Origin of the sequence: Variovorax sp. RO1, assembly GCF_002849325.1 — a bacterium.
Classification (GTDB): Bacteria; Pseudomonadota; Gammaproteobacteria; order Burkholderiales; family Burkholderiaceae_C; genus Variovorax.
This window is the reverse complement of sequence record NZ_PKMT01000005.1, coordinates 41852-64949: the sequence shown is the minus strand read 5'-3', so window position 1 is coordinate 64949 and position 23098 is coordinate 41852. Positions and strand designations below refer to the sequence as shown.

The window sequence follows — 23098 nt, the reverse complement described above, 5'->3', positions numbered from 1 at the left end:
GCTTTGGGACGAGCTCGGGGCTTCAGTGCAGGGCCGGGGGGTAGCCTGCCAGTGGCAGAAAAATCTGCGCCATCTGGAAACCACTGGTGCCATTCGACCCCGGCGTAGAGGTCAACGTCGCCTCTCAGGGCTCCGAAGACTTCTGCTCCAACCTGTTGGAAAACCATCGGAAGATGTTGTCGCAGCGGTTGTTGGAGAGCCTCACGAACAGGTAGCCAGACTCTGCGTTACCGAGCGCATCAACGGGGATTCCCGCGCAGCGAAGGGCTGTGACTTCGGCTTCCGAGTCAATGTCAAAGGGCAAGCAGAGGGTCACCGTCGCCATGTGCATGAGAAGCTTGGCCATGCTGCGCGGCTCAATGCGCTTGTCCGGATGCGGCATGCCCTTTGGGCGTCACGCGCATCACGGTGGCCTGGCCTGAATAGACGACTCGCCCACGCTGGTGCAGCAAGGGCGGAAGCTCAGCCTCGATCAAGCCCGCGCTGCGCAGCACGTCGCACATTTGAATCTCCGCCTGATCATCGATCAGCAGGGGCAGTCGCGCGCAGCAAAGGCGGCTCAGCAGATGCATGGGCATTGGATCTCCCGGGGTGGCGTCGGCCGGCGACGCCGGTGAGGTGGTTTGATAGTCGATGCCGGAACGCAAGGCGGCGCTGGCTGTCGAGAACTTGGGGACGCCCCACCGTGTGCCCGAAACCCACGCCGCCGCTCGGTTCAGGATTCGCGGCAATTGACGGCCGTACAGATAGGTGCGTGCCAGGTTCTCGGTGTCGATTCCCGTGGGGTTCATGGCGTACGTTGGGTTGCTTTCCAAAGCGGAGCTCTGGGTGCCCCACGCTAACCAGAAAGTGAGTCCGTCACCGTTCGCTAGCGCACCGACGCTCCCCAAATTAAAGTCTCGATGATTGGTGCGGCAGCGCACAGACGCCGGCTTTCAGCCTCAGAATGATGAGAATTTTGGAAGCTGATCCCATCCATGGCATTGCCTCCGCGTTCGTCCTCGTTGCGTCGGGCCTCCGCACACAACGAACTTCTGGATGCCATCCCTCTTGAGGTGATGGCCCGAATGGAGCCGTTCCTCGAGGTTGTGCCGCTGCGTCTCGGAGAGGTTCTCTACGAATCGGGTGTGGTGCAGCGGCACGTCTTTTTTCCGGTCGATTGCATCGTCTCGCTGCTATATGTGCTGGAGAACGGGCAATCGGCGGAGATCGCGGTCGTCGGCTTCGAAGGCATGGTGGGCGTGTCGCTCTTGATGGGCGGAGGTAGCACCCCCAATCGTGCCGTGGTGCAAAGCGCAGGCAACGCCTTCAGACTGAGTGCCACCCACATTCAGGAGTTGACGGAAAAGGGGGGGCCGCTGCTTCACCTCTTGCTGCGCTACACGCAGTCGCTCATCACCCAGATGTCGCAAACGGCGGTGTGCAACCGGCACCATTCGCTCGAACAGCAACTGTGCCGCTGGCTATTGTTGAGCCTTGACAGATTGCCGGGCAATGAACTGATCATGACGCAGGAGCTGATCGCCAACATGCTCGGCGTGCGACGCGAAGGCGTCACGGAGGCGGCAGGCAAACTGCAGCGTCTGAACCTGATCAAGTATGCGCGAGGTCACATCACGGTACTTGACCGCCCGGGCCTCGAACAGCAGGTCTGCGAATGCTATGAAGTCGTGAAGCGCGAAACGGATCGACTGCTGCCTCGACCAGTGGCGACCTGATTCGTCGCGGCGATAGCCAGTCTCGGTGCGCCGCCGCACAGACGTGAACAATCGCATCAGCAACAATGCGACCGGTAGCGCACTTCCGCGCTAGCTCTTCTCAACAAGCGGCTCTGTGACATCCCACTCGACCCGCCCCATCCACAACCGTCTGCTCGAAGTGCTGCCGCCGATGGTCAGGGCGCGCCTGCTCGAAAAATGCGAGAGTGTCCTGTTGACCGCGGCACAGACCTTGTATGAGCCGGGTGATGCCATCCGCCACATCCACTTTCCCACGAGTGCCTTCGTCTCCCTGGTTTCTACTGCAGATGGTCACGACGGCCTGCAAACAGGTCTGGTGGGCAACGAGGGAGCTTTGGGCTACGAACTGTCGTTGGGCGTGCAAAGCGCACCGTTGCGAGCGTTCGTACAGGGCGGCGGCTTGGCCTGGCGCCTGACAGCGCAGTCGTTTGCTCAGGAGCTGGAGCAGAACACGCTGCTCCAGCGGGTTCTCAATCGCTACGTCTGTGTGCTGCTGATGGAGCTGGGGCGGTCGGGCCTGTGCAACCGCTTCCATTTGATCGAGGAACGCCTGGCGCGCTGGTTATTGACGACACAGGACTGCGCGCACTCCACACACCTCGCACTGACTCATGAAGTGCTGGGCCGTATGCTGGGGGTGCGCCGGGTCGGCATCACCAATGCCGCAACCGCGCTGCACGAGCGCCGACTGATCGACTACCGCCGTGGCGCCGTCACGATCACGGATCGCCAGGGACTGGAGAATGCGGCGTGCGATTGCTATCGGGCCAACCGGCGCAACTACGCGCGGCTGATCTCATAACGGGGGAGTTTCCCGCAGTTCAAAGTGCGGGGGCATGAAGATCGTTCTCCCGAAGCATCACCGGTTCCATTGCCCCTTGTGAGAGACGACGCCGCACCGCAGCTTCGATCTCTTCGACATGGTGGCTGAACGTTTCAAGTGGGTCGGCATTCTCGGTCGTGCGAAAGTGATAACGCAGTGCTTCTCTCCCGATACTGGCGCTCACGAACTGGGTGCCTTCCAGGCCCACCCAGAAGCGGACAGAGCCAGAGGCATCATGAAAGTAGGGAGCGTCGGACATTGCGGGAGTCTTTCTTGGGGGCGGCTGCCCACTGTCACAGGGATTGCACGTCGTGTCTGTGCGATAACGGGCGTTGATCGCTCCACAGGCCCGCGCGCTTGGCGTTTTGCCGTGAACGCCGGCGAGGTGACGGCCCGCCGGCATCGAGGGCCGCTCTTGATGGGCGGGTGCTTAAGCTTCCTCTACCAGCGCCGGATGGCCGTCCACCAGATCATGGTCCGGCTTTTGTTTTCGGTCTGTGCGACAGCGCACGGTCGAAACACCTCCTGCGAAGTAATGTGGCCGCTTCAACTTCCTCAACGGAGGGATGCCATGACGCCGTCCCAGTTCACTGCCGAGTCGCTGCTTCGGACTTACCTCACTGGGCGCAGCATGCCGAAGATCCTTCGTGATGCAATGGTGTGGGCGATCGAGGTTCGGCTGGCCAGAGGCGATACGCCGACGCTCGATGAGACGCTGCGAGCAGACATCGACAACCACGCGGTAGAACCTCCTGAGCAACCGATCGCATGCGCCTTGCTGCGTCGCTCTGATGAGATTGAAGTCACAACGCATGCGAGCGCGAGTCGTCCAAATCACAGAGTGTTTGGAACCTCCGTGTATTGACGCGTGTGCTTAGATCAGCCGACCGGGTCGACGTTTTCGTCTTCCGCGGTCTCGCGCGGCCCGACGCGCTCGTCCGGCGCGTAGCCCGTGAGTGCGCGCACACCGGCTTCTAGGGCGTCGAGCCACAGACTGCAGGGTTCTTCGGAGGATTCAAGTTTGTCCCAGCGCCTGGCGGCGTCGCTTTTTTCCATGAGCACCCAGTAGAACTGGCCGGGGGCCGGCTCGTCAACGTGGACGGCGATCCGCCGAATGGGGGGCATCAGCGTTTCTCCTCGAGGTACTCGCGCACAGCGTTGGCCGAATTTCCAACGGCCTTCATTGCATCTCGCAATTGCATCTCTGTGCACCTGAGTGATTCCATCCACGAGCGCACTTCGTGCGGCTCCTCTAGCGAGATCAGCTTGGGGTCTATTCTGGTTTTGTTGGTGTCGTCAGCCATGTCGTTCTCCAGTTCGCGCGAGGAAAGGCCCGTCGCGTGGTCAAGATGACAGGATTGCGGGCAGGGGCGCGTGTCCGTTTACCGTCTTCTTCTGACGGCGGATCGCCTACGCGTGTCACCTTCCAGAGCTGGCCTTCGAATCACGCCCTGTGCTGCGCAGACCGGACTGGACGGCGACGCCACATCAGGCTTTGTGGTACCGGTGGAAAAGCATGCGGGCTGCCTTGGGTACGGCCAGGGCGGTGCGCGCGTCACCCATCCGGTGGGGCCGAGCAACAAGCTGACCGGCAGCGCGCTGGGCGCGTTGACCGTGCCGGTCGCCACGCGGATCGCCAACCATCTGGCCATCTCCTGCGGCCAATTCAAGGCAGACGACATCGTTCTGGTGATGCCGGCGGCAACGACGTGCTGTTCGAACTGACCGCGTTGACCGCGTCCGCCGCGGGCGCGGGGGAGAACGCCGGCAGCACGGCGTACGTCAACAGCTTCGTGCCCTTGCTGGCGGCGGGTGCCACCGATCCGACGACGGCTGCGCAGGCGATCAGCGCGGCCAGCTCCGCCGCGCTTGTTTTCATGCGCGCTATTGTCTTCAGTGTCGGGGGCAAGTGGCCCACAGGAGCATCCGGCGCTATCTCGGTTGCTCGCAATCAGCTGCGGCCCGGCAACAAAATATCTGCCCTAGCTCTTGCCGATGCGGGCAGCTTCAGATTCGAGGACGAGGTGTTCAATTCGTGCGTCCGGCAGTGCGACCAGAAGGTCGATGTGCCGGCGGATCGCATACATCGCATGAACGAAAACATCGGGATCCCTTTGCGCATCCAATGCGCGTGGATCAGGATGCGACCAATGCGCGGTCGCAGGGCGGCCAGGCCAGACGGGGCATGTTTCACCTGCGGCTTCGTCGCAAAGCGTGACGATCAGGTCCATCGAAGGCGCGGATGCAGAGGCGAACTCGCCCCAGCTTTTGCTGCGCAGCCCCTCTGTGGCAATACCTCCCTCCTGAAGGACCTTCAGGGTACGTGGGTCAGGCTGGCCATCAGGTGCCGGAGTGCTGCCGGCGGAGTAGGCGTGGAACCGCTCGCCAGCCAGTTGGTTGAGGAGTGCCTCAACCATGAGGCTTCGGGCGGCGTTGCTGTTGCAGATGAACAGCACATTGGTGGTGTGGCTTGAAGTCATAGCGAAACGAAGTGACGGACCCGACCGATTGACCCCTTCCACGATTACCTGCGCATGACACCGCGCTATAGCGATGCGCCCCTGTTTTCCGACCGGGCAGCATGCCTGGCGGGCGCGGGCCAGGGCGCAGGTTGGTTATAGAGACGGTCGCGGACATCGGGAACCTCGGGATTCGAGGCGCAATTTGCATTCCCTACCAGCGTCCCACGGCCGTCACTGCATATCCTCGCATTGCACTCTGACACGCACGTGACTTCACGTGTTCAGGCGGCAACGATGCAAATCAGATTGCCCGAATCACTTGGTCACGGGGCAGCCCCCCGGGCCGACCGATTCAATGCGCAGCTTGCAGTTGATCGGGGGCCAGCAGAAGATACTTCGCAGATCGTTCTGCCTTCCGATTCCCGTCATCGCTGACGATGACGATTCGGGCGACGCCGTCGATGACGGCCGGGCTCACGCCTTCTGCGCGCTCCAGGCCCTGAAGACCCGGGACCGTGACACTGCGCGCTGCGCCACCTGGCTGTCCATTCCAGAGCCAGAGGGCGAACTGGCCTGGCTCGCGAGAAACCGGCCCACTGATGACCAAGTATTCGCCGATGGAGGAGACGTAGGACAACCCGCGAATTCCGTGGCCGCCCAGGTCCAGCTCATTGAGATCAGCCGCCACCCGGGGTACCTCGTCCGCCTCGAAGACGCCATGCGGATTCTCGACGCTGGCGATGATCGCGCGGCCATCGCGCAACGGGCTGCGAAAGCCGATCAGCAATCGTTGCTGGTCTGGGCTGATCTCCAACGCTTCGATGTTGAGCCCACCGCCGGCCTTGACATCCCGGATCGTGGCTGCCGAGGCCAGTTCAGGATGAGTCGACGTCAGGGCGCGCTTCAATCCGTCGACGACCTTGGCCTCCGCCACCCGACTCCCCTCGACCCGGAACCGAACCAGTCGTTCGCGGGACTTCTTTTCGCGGCCTTCGTCGTCTCGGGAATGCGAAGTGATGGCGTAGACAAAGCCTGCGCGGTCCAAAGCAAGGCCTTCGAGATCATCGAGTTTCCAGAAGTCACTGAAGATCTGAAACAGCCCGGCAGTGAGCTCGGTACTCTGGACACTTCCGTCGGCGCCGATCACCATCAAACTGAAGGGATGGCTTTTTTCGTCCTCGACCACAAGGAAGCGCCCGTCCGGCAACTGCTGGATCGCCGACGGCTCATAGATGCCGGTCAAGGGCTGGAAAGCGGGAAGTCTGTCGTGCATCACGGCCGCATTGTCTGGCTTACTTCTTCGGGCGCCCAGCCTTCAGCGGCGCCAGCGAATCCAGCGCACCGCGCAGTTGGGCATCGGTGAGCTGTTGGAGCGCGTGCAGCCCGGCTCGTAGAAGCTCGCTCTTCTTGGCGGGGCGCTTGAAACCCAGCGCGCGGTCCTTGAGAACGGCAATCAGACCGAAATCCTGCTGGGGCATCGTGAAGCTGTCTCGCACAAGCTTGGCTTTGGTTTTGGCTGCATCGCGCACGGACTCGGAGGGTGCGGCCTGGACAGACGTCGCCCGTTCCTTGCGGGGAGCCGCAGGCTTTGCGACCCGAGGCGGCGCGGCCACGGCCTTCACCCCCTTGGTCTTCAGTGGCCCCGTCTTTTTTGCCGCTGTCGTCTTCGTTGTTGCCTTTTTCGCTGATGCCTTCTTCGCCGACGTCATCTTTTTGGATGAGAGGGTCTTGGCGCCGACCTTGGCCGACGCCGCCTTCTCGGTCACCGCTGCCTTGTTTGCCGAGGATTTCGTGGCCACGGGTTTTGCCGGCTTGGCCTTCCGAGGCGAGACCTTCTTGGCGGCCGCCTTTTTGGTCGCGGCTACTTTGGGCTGACGCACTGGTGCCTTCTTGGCCGACGGCCTTTTGCGTGCAACCGGCTCCGCAGCTGGAGAGTTCGATGGCAGCTGCGTTGCGGCAGGAGTTGTGGACGCTGCCGGCGGCTGGACCGCGGAGGCAACCACTGCCGGGTCTGCTGCGTCGCTGGGTGCGGAGGTCATTTCGTTGCTGGGAAGGCCGGAGTCAGTCATTGAGGATTTTTAAGTATGGTGTAAATGATTTACACCATTATTTTGAACGCAACGGGAGTCTTCATCAAGGACCTCTGTGCGATCCGGTGAAGCGGCGGGCATCAGCACCCGCATCTTTCCTCTTGCCTTTCTCTATGCGCATCTGCACTCTCCACCACGCGTCCTGCGGCTTATGAACAATCTGGATCCTTCGTCCCCTCTCCCGGAACCGGGCCGTATTGCGCGGCGGGCGAATGCCGCCGATCAGGCCGGGTGGCGCCGCTGGCTGCCGGGACTGCGCACGCTGCGCAGGTACCAGTTGGCCTGGTTGCGACACGACATCGTTGCCGGACTGGTGCTGACCACAATGCTGGTGCCCGTCGGCATCGCCTACGCGCAGGCGTCGGGCGTGCCCGGCATCTATGGCCTCTACGCGACCATCGTTCCGTTGCTCGCGTACGCCGTGTTCGGACCCAGCCGGATTCTGGTGCTGGGCCCGGATTCCTCGTTGGCTGCACTCATCCTGGCCGTCGTCCTTCCGCTGTCTGGCGGCGACCCGCATCGCGCGGTCGCCCTGGCGGGCATGATGGCGATCGTGTCGGGAACAGTGTGCATCCTGGCCGGCGTCGTGCGCCTGGGCTTCGTCACCGAGCTGCTCTCCAAGCCGATTCGCTACGGCTACATGAACGGCATCGCGCTGACGGTATTGATCAGCCAACTGCCCAAGCTGTTCGGTTTTTCGATCGAGAGCGACGGACCGTTGGGAAACCTGAGGGCCATCGCGACTGCGGTGATGGATGGCAAGACCCACTGGACCACGTTCATGGTCGGCGCAGGCACCCTGGCGGTCATCCTGCTGCTCAAGGGTAGCAAGCGCTTGCCGGGCATCCTGATCGCCGTGGTGGGAGCGACCGTCGTCGTTGGCGTGCTGGACCTTGGGACACACGCCGGGGTGTCGGTCCTCGGCGCCCTCCCACAAGGCCTGCCCGCGTTCGCCATCCCGTGGATCACGACCGCCGACATCGTCCCCGTCCTGATCGGCGGGTGTGCCGTCGCGCTCGTCTCGTTCGCCGACACCAGCGTGCTCTCTCGTGTCTATGCGGCGCGGACTCGCACCCACGTCGACCCGAACCAGGAGATGGTGGCGCTCGGCGTCGCCAACCTGGCGGCCGGACTTTTTCAGGGCTTTGCTGTCAGCAGCAGTTCGTCGCGCACCCCCGTGGCCGAGGCCGCAGGCGCCAAGACCCAACTGACCGGCGTCGTCGGCGCGCTGGCGGTTGCCCTGCTGCTGGTCGCTGTGCCTGACCTGCTGAAGAACCTGCCCACCAGCGCACTGGCCGCGGTCGTGATTGCATCCGCCATCGGCTTGATCGAGGTTGCCGACCTGCGTCGGATCTATCGCATCCAGCGCTGGGAGTTCTGGTTGTCGATCGCCTGTACCGTCGGCGTAGTCGTGCTGGGCGCGATCGAGGGCATCGGCCTGGCCATCGTGATTGCGGTCATCGAATTCCTGTGGGATGCCTGGCGCCCCTATTCCGCCGTCCTGGGGCGCGCCGACGGCGTCAAGGGATACCACGACATCACGCGGTATCCCGACGCGCGGCTCATCCCTGGGCTGGTGCTGTTTCGCTGGGATGCCCCGCTGTTCTTCGCCAATGCCGAGCTGTTCCACGACCGGGTGGCCGACGCCATGGCTGCGTCGCCCACACCGGTGCGCTGGCTGGTCGTTGCGGCGGAACCCGTCACCAGCGTGGACGTGACCGCCGCCGATATGCTGGCCGAGTTGATCGAAGCCTTGCGGGCAGCCGGCATTCAGTTGTGCTTTGCCGAGATGAAGGACCCGGTCAAGGACAAGCTCAAGCGATTCGGGCTTTTCGAGCGGCTCGGGGACGCCGCGTTCTTTCCGACCATCGGTGCCGCCGTCAGCCGATATCTTCAGACCCATCCGGTGGATTGGGTTGACTGGGAGGACAAAGGGCGCTGAGTTCGTATGGCGAGCCATCGAACACGGCTTCCCGTGCCAGGTCGTGTCTTTCGTTGCGGAAGCAGCCGATTGGGCTCGGCTCCGCGTCTTAACAAGGGCACAATCCAATCCAGCTTCTGGACCAACTGGGGGGCAATGCGCCGATCGCTATGCCTTGCTGGCCAAAACCTTCAGGTCCGCGAAACCGGCTTCCAAGGCGAGATCAAACTCCGCGAAACCCTCGTCAGACTGGGCCACGCAGTCGTCGACGATGCAAGCCTCTTCACGAAAACTGTCCCTTGCTGGTCTCTTCGACGATCACACGCAACTGGCTCAGCGGAATCATGATTCCTCGCTCAGCCGAGAGTATTCGGTGTCTTTAGTGTGCCGACTGGATGTCTACCCGGTAGGACACATCCAAGAGCTTTCCTTTTCGCGCGTAGTAGCGGTTGAGGCGCCACTCATTCAAGATATCCATCGCAAGACCGAAGCTCTTGAGGTCCGTCTTCTGAACGGTTGAAGTTAAATGTCCGCTTCAGGACCGGTTGCTGCCGCTCGGCGTTGATCGACTAGCAACTTCGTCGGGTCTTTCAATCGACGCTCACACTACCGAAAGTGACTGTCCCTTGCGAATTTATTGGTCGCGGCGAAGAACCGAGGGCACGCACCCGCACGTGCTGCCAGGCAGGCCGGGGCGGTGCCCGATGACGAATGTCAATCGAGGAATGCGCCGAAACGGTCTTGCAGCTTCTCGAGACGGCTGACACGTTCACCCACCTTCTTCCCGAGTTGCTCGATCACGCCGTTCATCAGGAGGTTGATGAAGCTCACGATCGCAACGGTGGAGTCCCAGAAAAATCCGACATCCGTCTGCACATGAAAAACATGCGGGGTGTAGGTTCGAGCCCAGTGGCAGTAGGCATCGGTGATGACAAAGACCGGAATGCCGGCTTCCGTGGCCGCCGAAGCCAACGCTTCGGCTTGCTTCGCATAGCGACGGATGTCGACAAGAACAAGGCAGCGTGTCTGGCTCTTCAGGGCGCCTAGAAGTTCGGCGTAGGTGCCGTCTGCACCATCGAGAAACTTCACGCCCTCGCGCACATATTCGAGGCGCGCCGCAAAGTCGGAGGCAACACCGCGTACGGTTTGGTAGCCCGCGACGAAAACACGTTGAGATGTCGCAACCTGCCGCACCATGGCGTTCCAGTGCTCTCCGGTCGCCAGGTCGTGCGCGGCCACCAACGCGTCGATCTGCTGCGTGAGTTGCGCACTGCGCACGTCGGACACGGGTCCTTGGCTGCGACTGAATTGCTCGAAGCGGCCGGCGATGCGAAGCTCCGCAGGTGCGCTCAAGCGACTGGCTTCGCGGCGAACCTCGTCGAAGCTGTCATAACCGAGCGTGCGCAGAAAGCGTCCGACGGTCATCGGGCTCACGCCGGATTTTCGCGCCACGGACGCCGCGTTCTCCAGCGTCAGCTCGCGCGCGTTGGCGGTCAGGTAGGCCGCCAGAAGCCGCTCCGAGCGCGTCATCTCGGAGGATGCCGCTTCGATGCGTTCAAAAAGGGACAGGGAAGATTTCATCGGGTGTCGGCGATGCGGCCATGGCGGCGCATCAGGTCGATCAGCATACTGTGATCCAGCGCCTCCACGCGCGTGTTGTTCCGGCCCACCATGGTCTGGGCGGCAATCAGCGCGTTCAGGATGCTTTCCTCCACGGCTTGCACCACGCCGAGGAAGAGCGGGTCGAGGGTGTGCTGAGCCAGATACTCGGTCCGGCAGACGCCCAGCGCCCCGGGCGCCTGGTCGGCGTGGGTGGTGAATGCCAGCATGATGTCGCCGGAGCCGTCTCCTCCCGGCGTGCCGGTTCTGCCCACGCCAAGTGCGGCGCGCCTTGCAAGCCGCTTGAGCTGACTGGACAGAAGCGGGGCATCTGTTCCCACGATCACGATGATCGAGCCTTGCTCGCGCGCAGCCGGCTCGCCTTGGCGGCTGCTTGAACTGGGCATGAGTTCACCGACGGGCACGCCCAGCACGTTCAACCAGGGGCGGATGCCCATGTTCGCCTGGACCAGCACGCCGACGCGGTAGTCCTGGCCCGCGACGTTCACGACGCGCGACGCCGTGCCGGTTCCGCCCTTGAAGCCGTAGCAGACCATGCCGGTGCCTCCGCCGACGTTGCCTTCCGCGACGGCGCCGGGCGCGGCTGCGGCGATGGCTTCGAAAACATGAGACTCCTCGACGTGCAGCCCGTCCATGTCGTTGAGCACGGCATCGCAGGTTTCCGCGACCACCGGCATCAGCCATGGATAGGCACCGCGATCACCGTCGACGCGGGAGAGCCACCGCACCAGCGCGTGATGGACCACGCCGACGCTGTGCGTGTTCGTCACGCCGATCGGGCCGCGAAAGATCCCGGCCTCTTCGATCCAATGCGTGCCGGTCATCTCGCCATTGCCGTTGAGTGCGTGCACGCCGGCCTTGACCGGCTGCAGCACGCCCGATCTGCCTCGCGGCAGAACGATCGTCACCCCGGTGCGCACGGCAGGCGCACCAACATGTGGCGAGCCGTCCCCATGAATGAGCGTCGTCTGCCCGATTTCGACGCCGGGCACGTCGGTGATCGCGTTGGCAGGGCCTGTCTTTCCGGAAAAGCGCAATCCGAGATCTCTCGCTCTTGTCTGTGTAGTGGGGTGGGGCAAGGGATTACTCCTATGTGTTGGTATCAATATTGCATTGACCTGTGTAATGTTAGTCAAATAACATTTGTGTGTCATCAATCGGAAGGACGGATAGTTCAAATGACTGGAATCTCGTGTGCGTTCGGACGTGGCCGGGCCTGGCTGCCTGCAGTGGTAGCGGCGGCGTCTCTCCTGGTCCTGCCAGGCCTTGCCTTCGCGCAGGGCCAAAAGTCCCTCATCTGGGGCAAGCCGTCGGAGGTGCTTTCCACCGACCCGCATTCGTCGGGCGATGGCTCGTCGTGGACGGTCTTCTATCTGATCTACGACCAGCTGCTGAGCACGGATGACAAGCTCAACATCACGCCCAAGCTGGCTGAATCGTGGGAGCAGGTCTCGCCCACGTCCTATGTCTTCAAGCTGCGCAAGAACGCAGCGTTCTCCAACGGCCGGCCGCTGACCTCGGCCGATGTGGTGGGCAGCCTGAAGCGGCTGACAGATCCGCAAAAGGCGCGCGGCTGGGGCAAGCAGATCGGTGGTGTGAACGATGTGGTCGCGATCGACGCCCATACCGTGCGCATCGATCTGGCCAAGCCGAACACCTCGCTGCTGTCCATACTTTCCGTGGCGACCACCTCGATCCTGCCGATGAAGGAAATCGAGGCTGGCAACTTCGATCCTGCCAAGGGCATGCTCGGCTCAGGTCCCTACAAGGTCGCGCAACACCGCCAGGACGAGGCTTGGTTGCTCGAGCGAAATCCGCACTATTGGCAAAGCGGCAAGCCGCTCATGGACAAGATGACGATCCGCGTCATGCCCGATGACGCGGCGCGCCTGGCCGGCTTGCGTGACGGCAGCATCGACGTGGCGACATTCGAGAACCCGGACACGCCGCGCCTGCTGGCCGCCATCCCGAGCGTGCAGCCGGTGGTTCAGAAAACGCCCAACTACTTCCACTTGGACCTGAGTGGTCTGAGCGGCAACTCGGTCTTCAAGGACCGTCGTGTGCGCCAGGCGGCGGCGTTGGTCGTCGATCGACCTGCGATCGTCAACGCGGTTTTCGGCGGCGAGTCGGCCGTGGAGTACGCCGTTCCCAGTGCCTTCGGGAAGAAGCTTTGCGAAGGACTGCCGAGCTACACACTGCCACGCAAGGAGCGGGTGGCCAAGGCCAAGGCTTTGCTGAAGGAGGCGGGCAACCCCAATCCGCGCATCAATCTCATCGCCTCGTCGGTGCTGGTGACTTATCCGCTGATCGCCCAGGTGCTGCAGCCCCAACTGCAGGAAGCTGGGTTCAGCGTTCAGGTGCAGCAAGTGCCCGTGGCCGATTGGTACAAGCGCGTTCTGACGACGAACCCGAAGGACTCGAACTTCGATGCGTCGCTGACCTGGTTTGCGGGCTTCTCCGATCCCGGCATCGTCCTGAACTGGTGGACCTCCGGCTTTTCGCCGGTCTTCACCACATTCCTGGAGCCCGTGCCCGAGTACGGCGAACTGATGGCGCAGATCCGGCAGACGCCCAATGGGCCCGAGCGCGACAAGCTGATGACGCGCGCATGCGGGTTGATCGAGAGCTCGGCCAACATGATCCCGTTGGTCGGCAAGCCGGACTACATCGGCTTCCGACGCGACCAGCTCGACGCGCGCTTCGGCACGCTCGAAGGCAACTTCGACGTCTTCAAGTACGTCGCAGATTTCAAGCGCCGTTGAGTCACAGGGCCGAAAGATGCGAATCGTCTACTACCTCGCCCTGCGCCTGGGGATTGCCACGTTGACCCTTGTGGGCGTGTCGATCCTCGTTTTCGCCGGCTTGCGTTTGCTGCCCGGGGGCTTCGAGCAGATGGTGCTGGGTCCGGATGCCTCCGTGGAAGCGCGCGCCGAACTGGTCGCGAAGTTCGGGCTCGATCGGTCGGGGCCGGCGCAGTACGTGAAATGGCTGGGCACCGCAGCGACCGGCGATTTCGGGGTTTCGATGGCGACCAGCAAACCGGTGGCCGACGAAATGGTGCGCCGCGCGCCTGCGACGATCCAGGTCGCCTTGATCGCGACGGCCACGGCCCTGGCGGTCGGGTTGCCGCTGGGCTTGCTGGCTGGCCTGGGCATTGGCAGATGGCGCTCCGTCGGCCGCATGGTGGGCGCCCTGGGGGCCAGCGTGCCCGAGGTCGTCCTGGGCAGCGTGCTGGTGTACGTGTTTTCCAGGTGGAGCCTGGGTGCGACAGTGGGTGGCTATGTGCCGTTCACCGAAGACCCGGGTGTCAGCGTGCGCGCCACGCTCTTGCCGGGCATGAGCCTGGGCATCTTCGGCATCGCGCTGCTGGTTCGCACGACGCGCGATTCGGTTCAGCGCGTGCTGACCGATGGCCATGTGCTCACTGCGATCTCGCAAGGGCGAAGCCGTTGGCAGATCGTGCGCCACCACGTTCTGCGCAATGCGTCGATTCCGGTGCTGACCGTGACGGCCACCTACATCGGCTACCTGCTCGGTGGCGCACTGATCGCCGAGATCCTCTTCTCCGTGCCCGGGATCGGCCTGTACGTTTACAGCGCGCTGGGCAACCGGGACTACGCGGTCGTGCAGGCTGGCGTGTTGCTGGCGGCTGCTGTATTCATCGCCGTGAACACCCTGGCCGACCTGGGCTATGCCGTGCTCGATCCGCGCATCGATGCCAGGCGCCACGGGTGAAAGGGCGAATGATGCAAGTCATGCAAACCGCCGTGCGCTTCGCACGCCGCGACCATCTGGCCGCTGTCGGCGGACTGGTCCTTCTCACGCTGCTGTTGCTGGGCGCCCTCGGTCCCTGGCTGCCGTTGGGCGACCCGGATCAGATCGGCGCCGGTCCGCGCTTCGCTGCGCCGTCATGGGCGATGCCTTTCGGGACCGATGAGCTGGGCCGCGACCTGCTGCCACGCATCGTGCGTGGAATCCGTGCGACCTTCGTTCTGGCGCTGGCATCGGTCTGCGGGACCGCCATTCTCGGAACACTCATCGGGCTGTACGCCGCCTATGTGGGGCGCTGGGTCGACACCGTGATTGCGCGGGTCATGGACATCATGTTCGCGTTTCCGGCGCTGATGCTCGGCCTCCTGGTCGCAGCCGTGATCGGTCCGGGAAGCATTTCTGCACTCGCGGTGATCCTGTTCGCCACGCTGCCTCTGTTCGTGCGGGTGGTGCGCTCGGTCACGCTCAGCATGGTGGGGCGCGGCTTCGTGACGGCCGCCGAGGTGGCGGGGGCCTCGCGCCTGCGCGTGATGCTGGTGCACCTGCTGCCCAATGTGCTGGGCGCGGTGCTGGTGCAGTTCACCTACGCAGTGTCGATCGGCATCCTGATCGAAAGCGGGTTGAGTTTTCTGGGGCTCGGCTCCCAGCCGCCGGAGTCTTCGCTCGGCGCTTTGCTGCGTCTGGGCTCGGTGTATCTGACGATCGCGCCCTGGCTCGCACTGTCGGCAGGTGTGGTGCTGGCACTGTCGATCGTGGCCGTGAATCTTCTGGGCGACGGGCTGCGTGACGCTCTTGAACCTCTGCGTGGGAGGCGACTTTGATGAACAGAACGACAACACCGCCGTTGCTGGAAGTCACGGACCTTGTCATCGAGTTCGGCGACGCATCGGGGGCCGCACATCGCGCGCTGGACGGCGCGACGCTGTCGGTGCGTGCCGGCGAAGTACTGGGGCTGGTCGGGGAAAGCGGCTCAGGAAAAAGCACGCTGGGCCTGGCGGTGGGGCGGCTGCTGGCGGACAACGCCGGTCGACCCGGCGGCGATCTGAAAGTGAATGGCCGGTCGGTCTTCGAGCTGGACGATGCTGCCATGCGCGAACTGCGACGTCGCACGCTCGGCTTCGTTTTTCAGAACCCCATGGTCGCGCTGGACCCGACCATGCGCGTCGGCAAGCAAGTCGCGCTGGCGGCCGGCAGCAAGGCGCCGGTGCGCGATCTGCTGGCACGTGTCGGGCTGCGCGACATCGAGCGCGTCGAGCGCAGCTTCCCGCACCAGCTGTCGGGCGGCATGGCGCAGCGCGTCGTGATCGCAATGGCCATTGCGCGCGGGCCGATGTTGCTGGTGGCCGACGAGCCAACGGCCTCCCTGGACGCAACCCTGCGCGAGCAGATCTTTGCGTTGCTCGTGTCGTTGCGCGACTCAATGGAAACAGGCGTTGTGCTGCTGAGCCATGAACTGCGCGCCGTGGCCCGTCATTGCGACACGGTCGCGGTGATGTATGCCGGCCGTGTGGTCGAGTACGGACCGGCGTCCGTGGTCTTCGCGCGGCCTGCGCATCCCTACACGCAGGCGCTGCTTGCCGTGGCGCCTGGAAGGGAAAAACTGGGCGAGGTTCTGGCTTCGATTCCCGGCGCGCCGCCGGCGCTCAGCGGTCGCAGCGAACACTGCGCCTTTGCCGATCGGTGCGGGCATGCCGGCGCTGACTGTCGCGCACTGCGCCCCGAGCTGCGCGAGGTCGAGGGGCGCTCGGTCGCATGTCATCGCGCCGGCGAGTTGGTTCAATTCAAGGAGGCCGCATGACGGAGCCTGTGGTGTCGCTGGAGCGCGTGGGCGTGACGTTCGCGACCGGGCCGGTCTGGAACCGGCGCCGCGTCGACGCGGTGCGCGACGTGAGTTTGAGCATCCGCGCCGGTGAAACGCTCGGGGTCGTCGGAGAAAGCGGCTCCGGGAAAACAACAATGGGCCGGCTACTGCTGGGCTTGCAGGCGCCCACGCAAGGGGCGGTGCGCTTCCTTGGCGATGTCGTTCCCGCCTCGCGTCGAGCCCGGCAACTTCTGCTTGCGGGACGCATGTCGGTGGTGTTGCAGCAGCCGGAGTGGGCCCTCAACCCGCGGCTTCGTCTCGGAGTGTCGGTGGCAGAGCCGCTTGCGGTCACCGGTGCGGGAACGCCGCAGGAGCGCCGCGAGCGCGTCGCGCAAACGCTCGCGCTGGTGGGCCTCAACCCGGGGTTTGCCGAACGGTTCCCGCATGAGCTCTCTGGCGGGCAGCGTCAACGGGTGGCGATCGCCCGGGCGCTGATCACGCAGCCCCGGTTTCTGGTGTTCGATGAAGCGGTCAGTGCGCTCGACGTTTCCGTGCAGGTGCAGATCCTCAATCTGATCCGCGACCTGCAGCAGCGTCACGGCTTTGCGGCCCTCTTCATCTCCCACGATCTGGCCGCCACGCGCTACGTATGCAGCCGGATCGCGGTGATGCGCGCGGGCGAAGTGGTCGAGATCGGCGACGCCGCGCGTTTCTACGAGAAACCGCACCACGAGTACAGCCAGGCCCTTTGGCAGGCTGCAGCGTAAATACGAAAGAGTCAAACAAATGAAAAACGATGTGAACGCCGCGCAAGACCTGGTTCCGCGGCTGTGGCAGGGGCCGTCGGACGGCCGGGCGCTGTCCTTCGACTTTCCTCAGCTGAAGATCGGCATTGCGGAGTACGAAGAGGGGCCGACCGGTTGCACGGTCCTTCATGTCGAAGGCGGTGCCGACTGCGAGGTCGATGTGCGCGGTGGCGCACCGGGCCTTCTTGGCGGCTATCCGCGCGTGGATGCGATCAGCCTTGCGGGCGGTTCCCTGTACGGGCTGGAAGCGGCCACGGGGGTGGCATCGCACATGTTGGCCGAGCGCGATGGCGCCGTGGGGTGGGGAAAGATCGCGCTGGTGTCCGGCGCCATCATCTACGACTTCGGCGGACGCACCAATTCGATTTATCCGGACAAGGCGCTCGGCGCAGCCGCCTACAGGTCGGCGCAGGCAGGAACATTTCCGCTGGGCGCGCGTGGCGCGGGACGCTCGGCTGCGGTGGGCAAGTTCGCAGCCTATCCGGACTACGAGCGAGAAGCCGGCGGCCAGGGCGCCGCGTTCGCGATGGTCGGCGGAACGCGCGTGTTCGTGGCCACCGTAGTCAACGCGTTGGGCGTGATCGTCGACCGTCAAGGCCGGGTGGTGCGCGGCCTGCGTCACCGGCGTACGGGCGTGCGTCATCACCCGCGCGAGGTGCTGGTGCCCACCGCCTCGGCCACAGCCGAAGCGCCCGTCACACCGGGGAACACCGTCGCCACGACGGAGAACACCACGCTCACTGTCCTCGTGACCGACCAGCCCATGCCGCCGCTGTTCCTGCGGCAACTTGGCAGGCAAGTGCATTCGTCGATGGCCCGCGCCATCCAGCCGTTTCACACACCGCACGACGGCGACATCCTCTTCGCGCTCTCCACGGGAACAGGCACTGCGTCGGTCGATCCTTTCGTGCTGGCCGAAGCGGCGTCGGACTTGGCGTGGGATGCGGTCCTTCAAGCGGTGGACTTGTGATCGCTGCGAATCTCACCCGACTTCGACCTCTCCGAACCCCATTGCGCAACCGACTCCGAGGACACCATGAATCGTGAAGCTCCCCTCCGCTTGCTTCTGGCTTGCTTCAAGCACGAAACGAACACCTTCTCTCCCGCGCCAACGCCGCTGCGGCGATTCTTCCGCGACAGCGACACGCCGCTCGTTGGCGACGCCGCAGCGACAGCGCGACGAGGTACGGGGACAGGAATGGGCGGCTTCCTTGAAGTCACCGACCGCGAGGGCTGCGAGATCACCATCGCCGTGGTCGCCGAGGCGAGCCCGAGTGGGTTGGTCGAAACCGAGGCTTACGAGCGGATCGTGGGGCTGATCCTTGACGCTGCCCGCGGCAAGGTCTTCGACGGGATATTGCTCGATCTGCATGGGGCGATGGTCACGGACGAACATGAAGACGGCGAAGGGGAGCTCTTGCGCCGGCTGCGCGAACTGCAGCCGACAGTTCCGATCGGTGCGGCATTCGATATGCACGCCAATCTCTATCCCGAGATGGTCGCACGCCTGACTGTTCTCAGCGGGTATCACACCTATCCGCACATCGACATGGCTGCCGCAGGTCAACGGGCCGCAGAACTGCTGGTGCGCACAATCCGTGGAGAAATCCATCCCGTCCTCGCATGGGACAACCGGCCGATGCTGCCGCACGTCATGCGCCAGGGCACGCATGCGGAGCCCAATCGGTCGCTGCAAGCGCGTTGCATCGAACTCGAGCAGTCCGGGACCGTGCTCGCCGCCTCCGTGTTTACCGGGTTCCCCCATGCAGACATCCGCAACGCCGGCCTCTCGGCCGTGGTGTGCACGGATGCGAACGCAGAACAGGCCAGGCAAATGCGCGATGCGCTGCTGGACCAGGCATGGGAAAACCGTTCGGCCTTCCTGTACGAGGGGCAGCCGCTGGCGGAGTCGGTGGCGCGAGCGAAGTCTTCGACGGGGCGACCAGTCGTCCTTCTCGATCACTGCGACAACAGCGCATCGGGGGGCACCATGGACACCGCGGGTGTGCTTGCCGAGGTACTGCGCCAGGACCTTCAGGACGCGGTGTTCTATGCCATCCGCGATCCGCAGGCGGTGGAGCGGGCGATCGCCGCCGGCGTCGGAAACGAACTCACGCTTTCTCTCGGCGGCCTGAGCGAGCTGAAGGCCACCGGCGACGTCAATGCGCCGATCACTGTTTCAGCGCGCGTGCGCACCATCAGCGATGGCGCGTTCCGGCTGCGAGGTCCCATGATGGCTGGTGTGGCTGTCATTGCGGGAAAGACCGTCGTGCTTCAAGTCGGAGGCGTTCGAGTCGTTGTGACTTCCCTGGCGACTGAGCCACACGATCTCGCGTACTTGATGTCGCTCGGCATCGACCTTGATCGCGTCAGATACCTGATCTTGAAGAGCCGGGTGCATTGGCGGGCCGGCTTCGGCAGCCTGGCACAAGACGTCATCGAATGCGACAGCATCGGCGTGACGACGTCGGACTATTCGAAGCTGCGCTTCGAACGCGTGCGGCGTCCGATCTATCCGCTCGACGAACTCTAAGAGCCCATCGGCGCACTCCTGGCAGCCCGATGGGTCGGCCGCACCCGCAAGCTGAAACGGCCTCCGTCATCCCGATGCGCATCGCTCGATCTCGTCGCGGCGCGGGCTCGAAAACCGATCAAGGAATCAAACATGCACGTCCTCTTCTCGAAACATTCGTCAGCGCGCGCAAGGCTCCAGGTTGCAGCGGCCAGCGTGGCAATGCTGGCTGCTTGCGGCGGCGGCTCCGACAACCATGGTGTTTTGCCCGTGCTGTTTCCCGGCGCTCCGGCTGCACAGCCGGACAGTCCTCCCCCCACGCCGGTCGTAACGGTTCAGAAATCGTGCGGAAATCTGAACGGCCAAACCGTTGCAGGCGCGTCGCTCACCGCCGTCATGATCCCCGCGACAAAAACCATGGCGATGCATTGCAGGGTCAGCGGGACGATCCCTCCTGCCCTGAACATTCAGATCGCGCTGCCGGAGGTGTGGAACGGCAAGCTTTACTACCAAGGCGGAGGCGGCTACAACGGCACCATCTTGCCGTTGCAGCCCCAGGTCCTGAGCCAGGGCTACGCCATGGTCGCGAGTGATTCGGGACATCAAGCCAATGCATTGAGCGCCGACTTCGCCTTGACCGACACCTTTGCCGCCCAGTTGTTCGGCAGCCTCTCCGTGCCCACTGTGATGTCGACGACCACCGAAGCGCTAACACTGGCCTATGGAGCGCAACCGACGAAGTCGTACTTCGAAGGTTGCTCGAACGGCGGACGAGAAGCATTGATGGCGGTGCAACGATCACCGAACCTTTTCGATGGCGTCATCGCGCGCGCCCCCGCCTACAACTGGGTCGGGTTCATGGGCGCGTTCAATCGGAATGCCAGGGCACTGGCGGCACCTGGAGGCACATTCACCGCCGCGAAGACTGCGCTGCTGAGCAAACATGTGCGAGACGCCTGCGATGGACTCGATGGGATCGTCGACGGGGTCGTGTCGAACCAGGCCGCATGCACGCCGGCGCTCATCAACGTGGCCGCATTGCGCTGCGCTGGCGGCACCGACTCCGGGGACAGCTGCCTGTCGGACGCACAGCTTGACGTGGTGACGTCGTGGACCACCGAAGCGACATTCACGGGCAGTGCCACCTTCCGTAACGCGGGCTGGAACCTGACAGGGAACGAGGACAACCCCGGTGCATGGCGCGCGTGGGTCACGGGCGACGGCAATCTCGCCGGCGCGCAGCAGTTTCTTTTTCAGGATACGACGGTCAAGAACTATCTTGCCCGCGATAGATCCACCAATTCACTGACCTACGCGCCTTGGGATCAGAACCAGAATGCGCTCTATGCCATGGCAGCGCTCAATGACGCGACCAACGCTGACATACGTCCGTTTCTCAACAGCGGCGGCAAGCTGATCCTGTGGCACGGCGGAAGTGATTCCGCCCTCAGCGTGAAATCGACCGTCGAGTACTACGCAACCTTGCGGGCCTCGGTAGGCGCCGCAGCCACCGAAGCATCCACGCGCTTCTATGTCGCGCCAGGAGTGAACCACTGCAGCGGTGGCCCGGGGGCAGACTCGTCGGACCTGCTGGCAGCCCTCGACCAATGGGTGACACGAAGCGCAGCACCTTCGACATTGCTTGCTGAGAAACGCGACACAGAAGGAACGGTTGTCTTTGTTCGGCCTCTATGCCAGTACCCGAAATATCCGCGATACACGGGGCTCATCAACGATGCAGCAGGGCCAAAGTCGGCCGCTAGCTACATCTGCACCTCCTAGGCAACCCGCAGATTTGAACAGCACACTAAATTTCCCGGCGAGCCCAGCTGCGCTGGTTTATCGCGAGAACACGAGCCTTCGAGCGGCCGCGTTGCACCGTGGGGCATGAAGCTGAAAGTACCTTTCCGGGTGTCGAGCATCAGCCTCATCGCGGCATCGAAGGTTTCGATCTCAAAGTCGGAAATACGCTGCAAAACGGACATCCGCCAGGGCGCCAGTGAAAGTCGGAAGAGGGCCCGTTGCGTCGTTCAGGTCCTCGACGAGCAGCCGTTCAACATGCGCAAGTTGAAGGACCGGTTTTGGGAAGAGCGTCGGACGGCTATGGCCCAGTGCTGAATTACAAAGAGAGCCAGCGATCGACCGCTTACGCTGTGAAAGCGGCCGCCCGCCGCAACCATGAACGAGCAGCCGGGCCAGTCGAAGTCAGTGCATCTCTGCCAAGGCTTCCTTGACGCCTTGTTCCTGCAGCGGCGTGTCACCGCCCTCCAGATGCAGCGCGGCATGCGATGGCACGGGCGTCGCGCAGTCCTTGTGGATCACGCCATCCTTCATGACCAGTTGCACCTTTGCCGGGTCCGTCAGCAACGACAGGTCTTGCAGCGGATCGCCGTCGATGAGGACGATGTCGGCAAGAAAGCCCGCCTTCAATTGCCCCAGTTCGTCGGGCCGCAACATGATCTCGCCGCCCAGGCGCGTTGCCGCCATCAGCGCCTCCTTGGGCGTCATGCCGATGTAGTCGACGAAGTACTGAAGGTCGTTGGCATTGGTGCCGTGCGGCATCCATGCGAAGCCGTAGTCGCCGCCCGGCAGGATGCGAATGCCGCGCTTGTGCATCTCGCGCAGCGAGGCCGAGGCGATCTCCAGCTCGCGCTTGTAGCCCATCTGCGTCGCCACGGCCTCGGTGATGCCGTACTCGGCCGCGTTGTAGGTCGTGCGAATCAGCCAGCCGATGCCGGGCGCGACGAAGTGCTTGTCTTTCGCGGCCTCCAGCATGTCGAGCGCCTCCGCGTCTGCAAAGCTCGCGTGGTAAACCATCTCGATGCCGTGGCGCACGCATTGCTTGACCGATTCGCTCGACCGCGCGTGGGCCGCCATGCGCTTGCCGTAGCGCTTGGCCTCCTGCGCGAGCATCGCGACTTCGTCTTCGGCAAAGGGCGACATCTCGGCCGGCAAGCCCGCGATGTACTCGCCCGACAGGTTGATCTTCAGATGGTCAACGCCGTACTTGATGAAGGTGCGCGCCGACCTGCGGATTTCTTCGGGCCCGCTGCACACGCTGCCAAAGCTCAGCTCCTCAAACTTCATGTGCGGCAGCGTGTTGTCGCCCAGCGCGCCGATGGTGGTGATCTCCTGGCTGCCGGCAAGGTAGCGCGGGCCCGGGAACTCGCCCGCGTCGATGGCATTGCGCAGCACCACGTCCAGCCGCGGCTTGGCCGCGGCCGCGCCAATGGCCGATGTCCATCCCATGTCGAGGTAGCGCTTGGCCACGCGCACGCACCAGAGCATGTGCTCCTCAGGCGGCATGAACTGGATGGCCGCGAGCGAGGGCTGGTCGTTCCACGAGAAATGCGTGTGGGCCTCGGTCATGCCGGGCATGAGAAAGCGGCCCTTGCCATCGATCACGCGCGCGTCATCGGTGCTCACGCGGCGTGGAAAGCGCGCCACCTCGACGATGCGTTTTCCCTCGACCAGAAGGTCACCGGCGTAGGGCTCCTCGCCCGAGCCGTCGAAGATGCGGACGTTGGTGAATGCAATACGGGTCATCGTTGTC

At 63.7% G+C, this 23098-nt stretch carries 25 protein-coding genes; 14 read left to right on the top strand and 11 right to left on the bottom strand.

What is annotated here, in order from left to right; genetic code table 11:
* Positions 1-124: 124 nt before the first annotated feature.
* Together CY658_RS23385 and CY658_RS23380 are read right to left on the bottom strand one after the other, a co-directional pair.
* The gene (locus CY658_RS23385) at positions 125-346 is read right to left on the bottom strand and encodes a hypothetical protein (RefSeq protein WP_101492475.1); all 222 of its coding nucleotides are present in this window, start codon (positions 344-346) and stop codon (positions 125-127) included.
* Positions 347-356: 10 nt separating this feature from the next.
* Positions 357-791: a hypothetical protein gene (locus CY658_RS23380; RefSeq protein WP_101492474.1), complete on the bottom strand. Its 435-nt coding sequence runs from the start codon at positions 789-791 to the stop codon at positions 357-359.
* Between the two features lie 186 nt (positions 792-977).
* Here CY658_RS23380 and CY658_RS23375 point away from each other — a divergent pair, with 186 nt between their 5' ends.
* Positions 978-1718 (top strand): Crp/Fnr family transcriptional regulator, encoded by a 741-nt coding sequence (locus CY658_RS23375; protein ID WP_101492473.1) that lies wholly within the window; start codon positions 978-980, stop codon positions 1716-1718.
* Between the two features lie 115 nt (positions 1719-1833).
* A complete protein-coding gene (locus CY658_RS23370; RefSeq protein WP_101492472.1) occupies positions 1834-2541 on the top strand; it encodes a Crp/Fnr family transcriptional regulator in 708 nt (235 codons plus the stop codon).
* Between the two features lie 19 nt (positions 2542-2560).
* Here the strand turns inward: CY658_RS23370 and CY658_RS23365 are convergent, their stop codons facing one another.
* Complete coding sequence (locus tag CY658_RS23365) at positions 2561-2821, bottom strand: DUF1488 family protein (RefSeq protein WP_101492471.1); 261 nt, start codon at positions 2819-2821, stop codon at positions 2561-2563.
* Between the two features lie 312 nt (positions 2822-3133).
* Here CY658_RS23365 and CY658_RS23360 point away from each other — a divergent pair, with 312 nt between their 5' ends.
* On the top strand, positions 3134-3427 hold the full coding sequence (locus CY658_RS23360) for a hypothetical protein (protein ID WP_143713768.1): 294 nt from the start codon (positions 3134-3136) through the stop codon (positions 3425-3427).
* 14 nt (positions 3428-3441) lie between these two features.
* Here CY658_RS23360 and CY658_RS23355 read toward each other — a convergent pair whose 3' ends face one another.
* Both CY658_RS23355 and CY658_RS23350 read right to left on the bottom strand, forming a co-directional pair.
* Positions 3442-3687, bottom strand: a complete 246-nt coding sequence (locus CY658_RS23355; RefSeq protein ID WP_101492469.1) for a hypothetical protein — start codon at positions 3685-3687, stop codon at positions 3442-3444.
* Positions 3687-3866 (bottom strand): DUF3606 domain-containing protein, encoded by a 180-nt coding sequence (locus CY658_RS23350; protein ID WP_101492468.1) that lies wholly within the window; start codon positions 3864-3866, stop codon positions 3687-3689. The genes CY658_RS23355 and CY658_RS23350 overlap by 1 nt, the downstream gene beginning before the upstream one ends.
* A gap of 70 nt (positions 3867-3936) precedes the next feature.
* On the opposite strand from CY658_RS23350, the gene CY658_RS23345 reads away from it, so the two are divergent.
* Positions 3937-4287, top strand: coding sequence for a hypothetical protein (locus CY658_RS23345; protein ID WP_180839036.1), 351 nt, complete (start codon positions 3937-3939; stop codon positions 4285-4287).
* Positions 4288-4544: 257 nt separating this feature from the next.
* Here the strand turns inward: CY658_RS23345 and CY658_RS23340 are convergent, their stop codons facing one another.
* From CY658_RS23340 to CY658_RS23330, 3 genes are all read right to left on the bottom strand, one after another.
* Positions 4545-5042, bottom strand: coding sequence for an arsenate reductase ArsC (locus CY658_RS23340; protein WP_101492466.1), 498 nt, complete (start codon positions 5040-5042; stop codon positions 4545-4547).
* 334 nt (positions 5043-5376) lie between these two features.
* Positions 5377-6297 (bottom strand): DUF3616 domain-containing protein, encoded by a 921-nt coding sequence (locus CY658_RS23335; RefSeq protein WP_101492465.1) that lies wholly within the window; start codon positions 6295-6297, stop codon positions 5377-5379.
* A 19-nt stretch (positions 6298-6316) separates the two neighbouring features.
* Positions 6317-6904, bottom strand: a complete 588-nt coding sequence (locus CY658_RS23330) for a hypothetical protein (RefSeq protein ID WP_257884976.1) — start codon at positions 6902-6904, stop codon at positions 6317-6319.
* A gap of 361 nt (positions 6905-7265) precedes the next feature.
* Here CY658_RS23330 and CY658_RS23325 point away from each other — a divergent pair, with 361 nt between their 5' ends.
* A complete protein-coding gene (locus CY658_RS23325; protein ID WP_101492464.1) occupies positions 7266-9056 on the top strand; it encodes a SulP family inorganic anion transporter in 1791 nt (596 codons plus the stop codon).
* Between the two features lie 693 nt (positions 9057-9749).
* Here CY658_RS23325 and CY658_RS23320 read toward each other — a convergent pair.
* Both CY658_RS23320 and CY658_RS23315 read right to left on the bottom strand, forming a co-directional pair.
* Positions 9750-10616, bottom strand: coding sequence for a MurR/RpiR family transcriptional regulator (locus CY658_RS23320; protein ID WP_101492463.1), 867 nt, complete (start codon positions 10614-10616; stop codon positions 9750-9752).
* Positions 10613-11692, bottom strand: a complete 1080-nt coding sequence (locus tag CY658_RS23315; RefSeq protein ID WP_257884975.1) for a DmpA family aminopeptidase — start codon at positions 11690-11692, stop codon at positions 10613-10615. The genes CY658_RS23320 and CY658_RS23315 overlap by 4 nt, the downstream gene beginning before the upstream one ends.
* Positions 11693-11971: 279 nt before the next feature.
* Between CY658_RS23315 and CY658_RS23310 the strand changes: the two genes are divergently transcribed.
* The 9 genes from CY658_RS23310 to CY658_RS23270 all read left to right on the top strand — a co-directional run bounded on the left by CY658_RS23310 (position 11972) and on the right by CY658_RS23270 (position 21663).
* The gene (locus tag CY658_RS23310; protein ID WP_257884974.1) at positions 11972-13417 is read left to right on the top strand and encodes an ABC transporter substrate-binding protein; all 1446 of its coding nucleotides are present in this window, start codon (positions 11972-11974) and stop codon (positions 13415-13417) included.
* Between the two features lie 16 nt (positions 13418-13433).
* Positions 13434-14390 carry an ABC transporter permease gene (locus CY658_RS23305; RefSeq protein WP_101492461.1) on the top strand — a complete coding sequence of 319 codons (957 nt, stop codon included), beginning with the start codon at positions 13434-13436 and terminating at the stop codon, positions 14388-14390.
* Positions 14391-14410: 20 nt separating this feature from the next.
* Positions 14411-15247 (top strand): ABC transporter permease, encoded by an 837-nt coding sequence (locus CY658_RS23300; RefSeq protein ID WP_225616980.1) that lies wholly within the window; start codon positions 14411-14413, stop codon positions 15245-15247.
* Positions 15247-16224, top strand: a complete 978-nt coding sequence (locus CY658_RS23295) for an ABC transporter ATP-binding protein (protein ID WP_101492460.1) — start codon at positions 15247-15249, stop codon at positions 16222-16224. The genes CY658_RS23300 and CY658_RS23295 overlap by 1 nt, the downstream gene beginning before the upstream one ends.
* On the top strand, positions 16221-16994 hold the full coding sequence (locus CY658_RS23290; protein WP_101492459.1) for an ATP-binding cassette domain-containing protein: 774 nt from the start codon (positions 16221-16223) through the stop codon (positions 16992-16994). Before CY658_RS23295 ends, CY658_RS23290 begins: the two co-directional genes overlap by 4 nt.
* A gap of 19 nt (positions 16995-17013) precedes the next feature.
* Entirely contained in the window at positions 17014-18003 is a 990-nt protein-coding gene (locus CY658_RS23285; RefSeq protein ID WP_101492458.1) for a P1 family peptidase, read from the top strand.
* Positions 18004-18069: 66 nt separating this feature from the next.
* On the top strand, positions 18070-19566 hold the full coding sequence (locus tag CY658_RS23280; protein WP_101492457.1) for a M81 family metallopeptidase: 1497 nt from the start codon (positions 18070-18072) through the stop codon (positions 19564-19566).
* Positions 19567-19698: 132 nt separating this feature from the next.
* Positions 19699-21327 (top strand): tannase/feruloyl esterase family alpha/beta hydrolase, encoded by a 1629-nt coding sequence (locus tag CY658_RS23275; RefSeq protein ID WP_101492456.1) that lies wholly within the window; start codon positions 19699-19701, stop codon positions 21325-21327.
* A 105-nt stretch (positions 21328-21432) separates the two neighbouring features.
* Entirely contained in the window at positions 21433-21663 is a 231-nt protein-coding gene (locus tag CY658_RS23270) for a hypothetical protein (protein ID WP_101492455.1), read from the top strand.
* An 87-nt stretch (positions 21664-21750) separates the two neighbouring features.
* Here CY658_RS23270 and CY658_RS23265 read toward each other — a convergent pair whose 3' ends face one another.
* Positions 21751-23091 carry a metal-dependent hydrolase family protein gene (locus CY658_RS23265; protein WP_101492454.1) on the bottom strand — a complete coding sequence of 447 codons (1341 nt, stop codon included), beginning with the start codon at positions 23089-23091 and terminating at the stop codon, positions 21751-21753.
* Positions 23092-23098: the final 7 nt, after the last annotated feature.